Origin of the sequence: Bradyrhizobium australafricanum (assembly GCF_020329495.1) — a bacterium.
GTDB lineage: Bacteria > Pseudomonadota > Alphaproteobacteria > Rhizobiales > Xanthobacteraceae > Bradyrhizobium > Bradyrhizobium australafricanum.
On the sequence record NZ_JAGKJL010000124.1, the window covers coordinates 1 to 10,077 of the forward strand.

The 10,077-nt window shown below is 65.0% G+C and carries 8 protein-coding genes; 2 read left to right on the top strand and 6 right to left on the bottom strand.

Annotated features, from left to right (window positions below; all coding sequences use genetic code 11):
- The 5 genes from J6525_RS44930 to J6525_RS44950 all read right to left on the bottom strand — a co-directional run.
- On the bottom strand, positions 1 to 232 hold a 232-nt coding region (locus J6525_RS44930; protein WP_512699767.1), incomplete at its 3' end, for a transposase.
- Positions 233 to 715: 483 nt separating this feature from the next.
- Positions 716 to 3,868, bottom strand: coding sequence for an efflux RND transporter permease subunit (locus J6525_RS44935; protein WP_092089989.1), 3,153 nt, complete (start codon positions 3,866 to 3,868; stop codon positions 716 to 718).
- Between the two features lie 13 nt (positions 3,869 to 3,881).
- Positions 3,882 to 4,799, bottom strand: coding sequence for an efflux RND transporter periplasmic adaptor subunit (locus tag J6525_RS44940; RefSeq protein WP_225649436.1), 918 nt, complete (start codon positions 4,797 to 4,799; stop codon positions 3,882 to 3,884).
- Between the two features lie 247 nt (positions 4,800 to 5,046).
- Complete coding sequence (locus J6525_RS44945; RefSeq protein ID WP_225649437.1) at positions 5,047 to 5,700, bottom strand: OmpA family protein; 654 nt, start codon at positions 5,698 to 5,700, stop codon at positions 5,047 to 5,049.
- 139 nt (positions 5,701 to 5,839) lie between these two features.
- A complete protein-coding gene (locus J6525_RS44950) occupies positions 5,840 to 7,393 on the bottom strand; it encodes a caspase family protein (RefSeq protein WP_225649438.1) in 1,554 nt (517 codons plus the stop codon).
- A gap of 382 nt (positions 7,394 to 7,775) precedes the next feature.
- Here J6525_RS44950 and J6525_RS44955 point away from each other — a divergent pair, with 382 nt between their 5' ends.
- Both J6525_RS44955 and J6525_RS44960 read left to right on the top strand, forming a co-directional pair.
- The gene (locus J6525_RS44955; protein WP_225649439.1) at positions 7,776 to 8,582 is read left to right on the top strand and encodes an N-acyl homoserine lactonase family protein; all 807 of its coding nucleotides are present in this window, start codon (positions 7,776 to 7,778) and stop codon (positions 8,580 to 8,582) included.
- A gap of 24 nt (positions 8,583 to 8,606) precedes the next feature.
- Positions 8,607 to 9,539, top strand: a complete 933-nt coding sequence (locus J6525_RS44960; protein WP_283809540.1) for an NAD(P)-dependent oxidoreductase — start codon at positions 8,607 to 8,609, stop codon at positions 9,537 to 9,539.
- Between the two features lie 261 nt (positions 9,540 to 9,800).
- Here J6525_RS44960 and J6525_RS44965 read toward each other — a convergent pair.
- Positions 9,801 to 10,077, bottom strand: a 277-nt coding sequence (locus tag J6525_RS44965; RefSeq protein WP_225649256.1) for a transposase, incomplete at its 5' end; no start/stop codon positions are given.

Here is a 10,077-nt window from a genome sequence, read left to right on the forward strand (position 1 = left end):
GCACCCTGTTCAAATAGCCGTAAATGTAAAGCTTGAGGAGCACCGAAGGGTGATACGACGGCCGACCAGTCGCCGCAGGCTCCACCCCCTTAAAGCTCATCCCGGCCAAATCGAGCACCTCGACAAATGCGTCGATCACCCGCACAGGGTTGCTCTCGTCAATGAAATCATCGAGGCATTCGGGCAACAGCGTCCGCTGCCCACGGTCCGCCTCTTCAACGAAGCGCCTCATCGATTCCCCCAAAGAATCAGAGGAGAATCATAGCAGCAGCCCAGCGTTTTCACACAGCCAGGGTCAAAAGGCGACATCCCTGACCCGTCAGGTCGCATGTCTGGTTCGCGCCTGAAAGTGTGCTTCCCAGTGCATGAATACGCGCCCTTGGGTCGAATAGCGACCGCAACGGCGCTCCGCTCCTTCACCCCGTTCCTACGGCAGCGAGACAAGCGATGCTTGCCCTTAGAGGCTTAGGGTGAGGAGCCGCCTCCGCGCATATGGTGATAGCTGGAGTATGCGGAGATTCCCCGCAGCCGGGGCCATTGCGAATGATGCTTGCACGATTTCGGTATATTGGAAATTTGCCCCTGATTTGCCCGACGTGTCAAGTCGCGGTGTCGCATGCCGGCCGCCGCCGGCTCCTTTGCATGGGGTTGTTTTCGATATTTTGACGTGCGTCACCTCGTACGGGTCGCGCCGTTGGCGAGGCGCGGCCTCAGCTCATTCCGCGGCGGGCGAGATCATGTTCGGCGGGCCGGGCGGCCGCTTGGTCTCGTCGGACTGCTTCTCGTTCGGGGTCAGCTCGTGGTCGGCATGCGAGACCACGAGCCGCTTGCCGAAGCGCCAGATCAGGCCGCCGATGTCGTCCATCACCATGAACATCGCCGGCACGAACACCAGCGACAGCGCGGTCGAGAAGATCAGGCCGCCGATCACCGCGAGCGCCATCGGCGAACGGAATTCGCCGCCGGCGCCGAACGCGAGCGCCGAGGGCATCATGCCGGCGGCCATCGCGATCGTGGTCATGACGATCGGGCGGGCGCGCTTCATGCCGGCGTCGATCATGGCTTCCTCGCGCGCCTTGCCGTCGCGGATCGCCTCCACCGCGAACTCCACCAGCATGATGGCGTTCTTGGTGACGATGCCCATCAGCATCAGGATGCCGATCCACACCGGCGTGGTGAGCTGCTTGCCGGTCAGCAGCAGCGCGCCGATCGCGCCGCCGATCGAGAGCGGCAGCGAGAACAGGATGGTGATCGGCTGCAGGAAGGTGCCGAACAGCAGCACCAGCACGGCATAGACCATCATCAGGCCGGCGGTGATCGCGGTGGCGAAGCCGTCGGACAGTTCGGCGAGGCTCTCGGCGTCGCCGGACGGGCTGACCTTCACGCCCTTCGGCAGGGTCTTCATGACCGGCAGGTCGTAGATCAGCTTGGTGGCGTCGCCCAGCGCGGCATTGCCTACGAGATCGGCCGCGACGGTGGCCTGCCGCTCGCGGTCGTAGCGGTTGATGCTGGTCGGGCCCTGGTCGAGCTGGATGTCGGCGACGACGGAGAGCGGCACGCCGCCGCGTTCGCCGCGCTGGCCGAGCGGCACCCGCAACTGCTCCAGCATCTGCAGATCGCTGCGCGCATTGTCCTCGAGCTGGACGCGGATCGGCACCTGGCGGTCGCCGGCGTCGAACTTCGCCAGCGCCGGGCCGACGTCGCCGATGGTGGCGACGCGAATGGTCTGCGACAGGCTTTCGGTCGAGACGCCGAGCCGGGCCGCGAGCTCGGCGCGCGGACGGATGCGCAGCTCGGGCCGGTCGAGCGCGGTCTCCGAGATCACGTTGGCGATGATCGGAATCCGCTTCATCTGCGTCGCGAGTTCGCTGGCCACGTTGTTGACGATGTTGCTGTCGGTACCGGTGACGACCAGCGAGATCGCGCGCAGGCCGTTCTCGTCGAGGAACCAGAACCTGATGTCAGGAACGTTATCGAGCTCCTTGCCGATCGACAGTTCGAGCTCGCGCTGGGTGATCTTGCGGTCGGCCTTCGGCGTGTAGTTGATGATCAGCGCGGCGCGGCGGACCTCCTGCAGGCCCGGCGGCACCCGGCCGCCATCGACGAACACGCTTCGTACCTCGGGCCGCTTGCGCAGCCGCGCCACGATCTCCTCGGTGACCTTCTCGGTGTAGGCGAGCTGCGAGCCGGGCGGCAGCTCCATCGCGAGCAGCGAGCGCGCGGTGTCCTGCGCCGGCAGGAAGCCCTGCGGCAGCAGCGTGATGCTCCAGATCGACGCGGCGAAGATCGCAAAGCCGATCAGCACGGTGACGAAGTAATGCTTCACCGACCAGGTGACGAGGCTGTGATAGCCGCGCAGGATCGGGCCGGGCGGTGGATCGTCGTGGTCATGATGCTTGAGGAAATAGGCGGCCAGCATCGGCGTCACGAAGCGCGCGGCGAGCAGCGAGAAGAACACCTGCACTGACACGGTGATGCCGAACTGCTTGAAGAACTGCCCGGCAATGCCTGACATGAAGCTCGCCGGCGCGAAGATCGCGATGATGGTGAGCGAGATCGCGATCACCGCAAGGCCGATCTCGTCGGCGGCTTCGAGGGCGGCACGATAGGGCGTCTTGCCCATCCGCATGTGGCGGACGATGTTCTCGATCTCGACGATGGCATCGTCGACCAAGATGCCGGTCGAAAGCGTGATGGCGAGAAAGGAGACCAGGTTGAGCGAGAAGCCGAGCAGGTCCATCGCCCAGAATGCCGGGAAGATCGACAGCGGCAGCGAGACCGCTGCGATGATCGTGGCGCGCATGTCGCGCAGGAACAGCAGCACGATGATCACGGCGAGGATTGCGCCCTCGAACAGGGTCGATATCGCGGCCTCGTAGTTGCCCTTGGTGAACTCGACCGAGGTGTCAATCAGCTTCAGGTCGACATCGGGATAGGCCACCTTCAGCGCGTCGATCCGCTTCTGCACCGCGGCCGCGACGACGACGTCGCTGGCGCCCTTGGAGCGCTTGATGCCGAGCGCGACCACCGGCTCGCCGTTGAAGCGGGCGAAGGTGCGCCGGTCGGCGATGGTGTCGGTGACGGTGCCGAGATCGTCGAGCCGGATCTCGCCGCCGCCGAACAGCGGGATCATGGTGCCGGCGAGCTCGTTCAGCGTCTTGGCGCCGGCCAGCGTGCGGATCGCCTGGTCGTTCTTGCCGATCTCGGCGCGCCCGCCGGCGACGTCGACATTGGTGCCGCGCAGGATCTGGCTGACATTGACCGCGGTCAGTCCCACCGCCTGCAGCTTGTCGGGATCGAGCGAGACCAGGATCTCGCGCTCGACACCGCCGATGCGCTCGACCTGGGCGACGCCGCGCACGCCCTGCAGGGCGCGCTTGACCACGTCGTCGACGAAATAGGACAGCTGCTCCGGCGTCTTGCCGGGCGAGATCGCGGCATAGGTCACGATCGGCAGGCCGATCACGTCGACGCGCTGGATCAGGGGCTCGGTGACATTCTGCGGCAGGTTGGCGCGCACGCGCGTCACCGCGTCCTTGACGTCGTTGAGCGCGCGGTCGGTGTTGGTCTCCAGCGCGAACTGGATCGTGGTCACCGACAGGCCGTCGGTGATCGAGGAGGAGATGTGGCGCACGCCCTCGACGCCGGAGACGCCGTCTTCGATGGTCTTGGTGACCTGCGATTCAAGTTCCGACGGCGCGGCGCCGAATTGCGAGACCGCGACCGAGATCACCGGAATGTCGGCGCTCGGCAGCCGCGTCACCGCGAGCTTGGTGAAGGAGACCCAGCCCAGCACGAGCAGGATGATCGAGAAGACGATCGAGGGAAGCGGGTTCCGGATCGACCATGCCGAGATGTTCAAAGCCATTAGCGTGCCCGAATTACCGTGATCGCGTGCGATCGAGTTCGTCGGCGAACATGGTCTTGATCTGGTCGCCGTCATGCAGCGAGGTGCCAGCATCGGCCACGACGATTTCGCCGACGTCGAGGCCTTCAAGGATTTCAGTCGAGGTGTCGGAGGTCAGCCCGACGCGCACCCTGCGGGTCTCGACGGTGTTGCCCTTCACGACCTGCAGGGTCAGGCGGTCGATCGCGGTGCGCGGCACCGCGACCCCGCAGGAGCGCTTGGCGTCGATATTGGCGCGCGCGAACATGCCGACCTTCAGCGTCGGATTGTTGTTGATGGTGATGCGGACATGCCCAAGCTGGGTGGTGCGGTCGATCTGCGGCGAGATCTGGCGGACCTTGCCGACCATGTCGGGCGCATCGTCGCGGCTGATCCGCACATTGGCGCCGGGATTGAGCTTCAGCAGCTGGAAGCCCGGCACTTCGGCGTCGAGCTCGATCTCGTTGTTGATCGAGATCTTGAACATCGGGGGAGCCTGCGGCGAGGCCGGCGCGCCGGGCGCGGTGCGCACCTCGGTGACGAGGCCGGCCGCCGGCGCCCGCAGCACAAGCGGCTTGGCATTGGCCTGTGCGGCCTGCTGCGGCGGCGGGGTCAGCCGCGCCAGTTCCTGGTTTTCGGTGACGGTGTCGCCTTCGCGGACCAGCACGTCGGTGACCTTGGAGCCGTCCTGGTCGACATTCACCTGCGCCTCGCGGCGCGGCACGATGAAGCCGGTGACGCGGACCATGTCGGAGAAGCAGGCATTGGTCGACTTCGTCACCACGACCAGCGCCTGGCCCGGCGTCTCCTTCTCCTCGGGATGGGAGCGGTGCTCGAACGCGTAATAGGCGATCGCGAGGACAAGGAAGAGCACCGTGCCGAGCGCAGGCTTGAGGTATTGGGAAAAATTCATCGCCTGATCAATCCGGAGCTTGGCGCATCATGGGTGTTGGTCGAAGTCTCATCACGCTCGCTATCGTACTGCCTGGGCATTCGGAAGGCCGGTGCCATTGTTCCGGATCATGCCCTGACGTCATGTGAGGCGGGTCGCCTGTGGGCCGTTTTGGGTCTCGGCCCAACGGCATTGGCCCTAAAGCAAATGCGCCCCGCCGGGGTGCGGGACGCATTGTAGCCTCAAAAAGGGGCCACGCCACCGCCCATCACTTGGCGGCGGTGGCCTTGTTTTCCACGTTCACGACCTGCACGCGCCGGTTCACCTCCGCCATCGGGTGGCTCGGGTCCTTCAGCTTGCTCTTGCCATAGCCGACGGTGACGAGATCGGTGCCGTTGATGCCATATTTGTCGACGAGATAGCGCTTGATGGCGTCGGCGCGGCGCTCCGAAAGGCCCTGATTGTAATCCTCGCCGCCGGCGGCGTCGGTGTGGCCGGCGACCACGAAGGTCGAGCCCTTCAGGTCCTGATTGGTCAAGGCGCGGCCGAGCGCCTGCACCGACGGCAACGACTTGGCGCTGATGTCGGCGGAGTTGTAGTCGAAGTTGATCTCGAGATCGATCTTGGGCTTGTCCTGGACGATGGTCGCGATTTCCTCGCGTTCCGCCGAGGACAGCGAGCGGGTGGCGCGGCCGCGGACACTCTGCACGAATTTGGCCTGGTCTGCGTTCAACTCCGGCGAGGTGGTCTGCGGTCCGGCCGAAAGGCCGCGGGTCAGCGGCTTCTTGTCGGGCGTCAGCGCCTTGATGATCTGGTCCTCGGTGACATCGTCACCGGCGCGGGCGGCTGCCAGGCAAAACGACAGTGCGGCGCCGACGGTCATGATTGAAACGATCGCGGCCTTTGCCGACAGCTTGAACATTTCGGTCCCTCCTGCGCAAGCTGGCGCGGTTCCAACGACTATCCAGATTGATTGCCGGCATCGCTGCCCGGCTCGCACCCTCTGATTAGTCGCTCAATTCCGTCAGCGGTTCGAGCCGCGGGCAGACCTTCGTCCGTTGTCACTGCACGCCGTAGTCGGCGAATTCCTTGACGATGTTCGGGTCCATCGCCTTGGCGTTGGCGATGTCGAGATCGCCCTCCGCGACCGCGCCGTTGCGCTGCTTGGCGAGCCCGCGCCCGTACAGCGACGAGGTCAGCCGCGGGTTGATCTTCAGCGCGGCGTCGAAATCGGCGATCGCGTTCTTGTTCTGCCCGCCCTTCAGGTTCATCAGCCCGCGGCTGTCGAGCGCATCGACGAAGTTCGGGCGCAGCCGCAGCGCCTCGTTGCAGTCCTTCAGCGCCGCCTGCAGGTCGCCGATCACGGTGCGGACCCAGCAGCGGTTGTTATAGGCCTCGACATCCTTCGGGTTCAGCCGCAGCGAATTGGTGAAGTCCTTCACCGCAAGGTCGTAGGCCCCCTTGCTGGCATAGACCTGGCCGCGGCGATACAGCGCCGCTGCGTCATCGGGATTCTTGTCCAGCTTTTCGCTCAGGCTCTTGATCGTCGGATCATCGGCGAGCGCGGGCGAATTGCTCGGCGCCGGCGTGGGCTGGATCACCACCGGCGGCGGAGCCGCGGGCGGCGGCAGGGCGATCTCTGGCGCCTTGGGCTGGGGTGGCGGTGCAGTCGGCGCTGCCGCAACCGGAGGCGGCGCCGGTGATGGTGTCGGCGCTGTTGCCGCTGGTGGCGTCGGGGTTGCCGCAGGCGGTGTCGGCGTTGCGGCGGGCGGAGCCGGCGGAGGCGCGACCGGCGGTGCCGCTGCCACCTCCGGTGACGGCGACGCGGCGGGTGCCGGCGCAGCGTTCGAGGGCCCGCCTGCGCCGGTCGGAATGAACGAGAAATCCTCGGCCAGTGACGACGAGATCCACGGCACCTGTTCCTGCCGCGAGGCGCGGGTGACGCCGACGCGGGTGCGGTTCAGCGTTTCCTCGGCCATCAGGTCGGGGGTGCGGATCTCCTTCAGGAGTTCCCGCACGAACAGGCTGTGGTCGCTGCCATTGTCGGAGACGACGGACGACAGCGCGGCCGAATACATCACCAATGTACCGTTCGGCGCGATCACCGGGGCGAGCCCTGCCGAAAAGCTGCGGAAGCGCCGCTCGAACGGGTTGCGCCGCGAGGCGTCGATCAAGGCGATCTTTACCCCGGCGCCACGGCTGTTGATTTCCCCGAGCACGGTCTCGAGGCTGAAGCCGTCGCGGCGGACGTCGGCCTCGGCCCAGATCTGCGCATCGATCGGGATCATGTAGCTTTGCCGGTTCGACTGGATGCCGTAACCGGAGAAGAAGATCAGGGCGACCGAGCCCGGCTTGATCTTGCCGTAGAGCCGGTCGAAGGCGCGGCGCATGCCGTCGCCGGTCAGGTTCTCCCCGACCTCGACGGTGAAGCCGTCGCGCTTCAGCTCGTCGGCGACGTCACGTGCGTCATTGACCGGCTCCTTCAGCGGTGCGTCGGCGTCGGGATATTTGGCATTGCCGATGACCAGCGCGAAACGGTCGCCGGCGGCAAAGGACAAAGTGGGCGCCGCGATTGAAAAAATCAGCGTGGCGAGCAAGGCAAGGCGCATTTTCATAATCGCAGCAAATCCAGATCGCGGCATTCCAGTGAAATGGCGCCGCTTCCAGCCTGCGCCTCGGGAACCTTACTCTAGCGAAAATCCATTATCAAACCACGGCCAAACCCCCGTCAACGGCTTGCGGCAGCATCGTTTATCGCGGTGATACCAGCCAGACCGCAGTGCAACAGCATGCGGTCATGGCGGCCATCGTCATCACGGCACGGTGCTGGTTCCTGCGGGCCGATCATGTGATCGCACTCACTCTCGCCACCCTGTCATGCGCTCGTCGCACTCTGCGCGGTTTGACCTTTGCGCGAGGCGATGGCTTTGTGTTCGGGACGGCAGGCCATTCAAAAACAAGCCGTCAAAACAGGCCTTGCAAACAAGAGCGAAACCGATGGGAAACGCCTACGAGATCTACGCCCTGCGCTATGCGACAATGTCGCCGCGCACGCCCCACCTCAACTTCCTGCTGCCTGATCCGCACGACACCACCGCGCAGGACCTGGATTATTTCGTCTGGCTGATCCGTGGCCATGGCCGCGACATCCTGGTCGACACCGGCTTCAACGCCGAGGAGGCCAAGGCGCGCGCCCGCAAGCTGACGCTCAACCCGGTCGACGCGCTGGCCAGCTTCGGCGTCAGTGCCGATAGCATCAAGGACGTCGTCGTCACCCACCTGCATTACGACCACGCCGGCAATCTCGATCGCTTCCCGAACGCCAAATTCCATCTGCAGGAACGCGAGATGAGCTACGCGACCGGCCGCTGCATGTGCAACGGCATGCTGCGCCATCCGTTCTCCATCGAGCACGTCACGCAGATGGTGCGCCACGTCTATGGCGAGCGCGTCACCTTCCATTCCGGCGACGGCGAGATCGCGCCTAGGGTCACCGTGCATCGCGTCGGCGGCCATTCCGACGGCCTGCAGGTGGTGCGCATCGAGACCGCGCGCGGCCCGGTCGTGCTGGCGTCCGATGCCGCGCATTATTACGCGAACCTGCACAAGCGCAGCCCGTTCCCGATCGTCTACAATGTCGGCGACATGGCGCAGGGCTGGGAGACCGTCGAGCGGCTCGCCGGTCATCCGGACCGTTTCATTCCCGGTCACGATCCGATCGTCAGCGAGATCTATCCGCGCGCCAGCGACAAGGTCGATGCGTTCGCGCTGCATCTGGCACCGTCGCGATCATTCGCGAAATAGCCTCGCCGATTGGGCGAGGCTCGTCTGCAACACGTCAAGAAACGTCAAAGAAGAAGCGATATGACTGACACCAAGACGACTGACACCAAGACTCTCGGGTTCATCGGCCTCGGCGTGATGGGTGAGCCGATTTGCCGCAACCTGGTCAAGAAGAGCGGCAAGCGCGTTGTCGTGTTCGACCTCTCGGCCGAACCGCTGCAGCGGTTGCGCGCCGACGGTGCCGAGGTTGCGGCGTCGGTCGCCGACGTCATCAAGCAGAGCGATGTGCTGTTCCTCTGCCTGCCGAGCGCCAGGCACGTGCGCGCGGTGTTCGAAGGCGACGGCATCTTGAAGAACACGAGAAGCGGCCGGATCGTGGTCGATCTCGGCACGTCTTCAGTCAGCCAGACCCGCGATTTCGCCGCGCAGTTGCAGGCCAGGGGCGCAGCGTGGGTCGACGCACCGATCGCGCGCACGCGGCAGGCGGCGCAGGACGGCACGCTCAGCGTGATGGTCGGCGCGGTGCCCGCGCTCTATGCCGCGATCGAGCCCTTGATCCGCTGCTTCGCCACCGATGTCACCAATTGCGGTGACGTCGGCGCCGGGCAGGTGACCAAGATCCTCAACAACATGGTGCTGTTCGAGACCGTGAACGCGCTGGCCGAGGCTGTCGCGGTGGCGAAGCATAACGGCGTCGATCCGAAACTGCTGCTGGAAACCTTGTCGAAGGGCTCGGCCGACAGCTTTGCGCTCCGCAACCATGGCATGAAGGCGATCGTGCCCGGCGTGTTTCCCGAGCGCGCATTCTCGACCGAATATGCGCTGAAGGATCTGTCCTACGCGCTGGAGCTCGCCGCCGATGCCGGCATCAAGATCCGCGGCGCGGAGCTGATCGGCACGGTGCTGCAGGAAGCGATCGACAAGGGATCGAAGGACAATTATTTCCCTGTCATCGCGAAACATATCGACCGGGCGTAACGGCACCGTCATTGCGAGGAGCGTAGCGACGAAGCAATCCATCGTCCCGCGTGCTCGGATGCATGGATTGCTTCGCTTCGCTCGCAATGACGGTGGAAGGAGCCGCACAAGATTCCATCACCGTCACCCCCGCGCAAAGGCTTCGCCTTTGTCGCTGGAGGAGCGCGCTCTTGCGCGCGTCTCGAAGGGTCGACGGCCCGGATGGTGGCCGTGCATCCTTCGAGGCTCGCTCCGCTCGCACCTCAGAGTCTGACTCATAAATCACCCAACCTTAGCTGCAGCCGCGAGTCTGCGGGTCAGGAGCCTGATGTGTGCAATCAGCAGCCAGGCAGCTTCGGTTGCCACCGTCGCCTCGAAGTCCTTGGCGAGGCGGCGGCATCTGCCGAACCAAGCGAATGTGCGTTCAACCACCCACCGCCTCGGCAGAAGCTGGAAGCCTTTGACGCCTTGAGGCCGCTCGACGATCTCGACAGTCCATGGACCGCAGTCTGAGAGCGCGTCGAGGAGTTGATTTCCGCGGTAGACCCGGTCGGCAAAG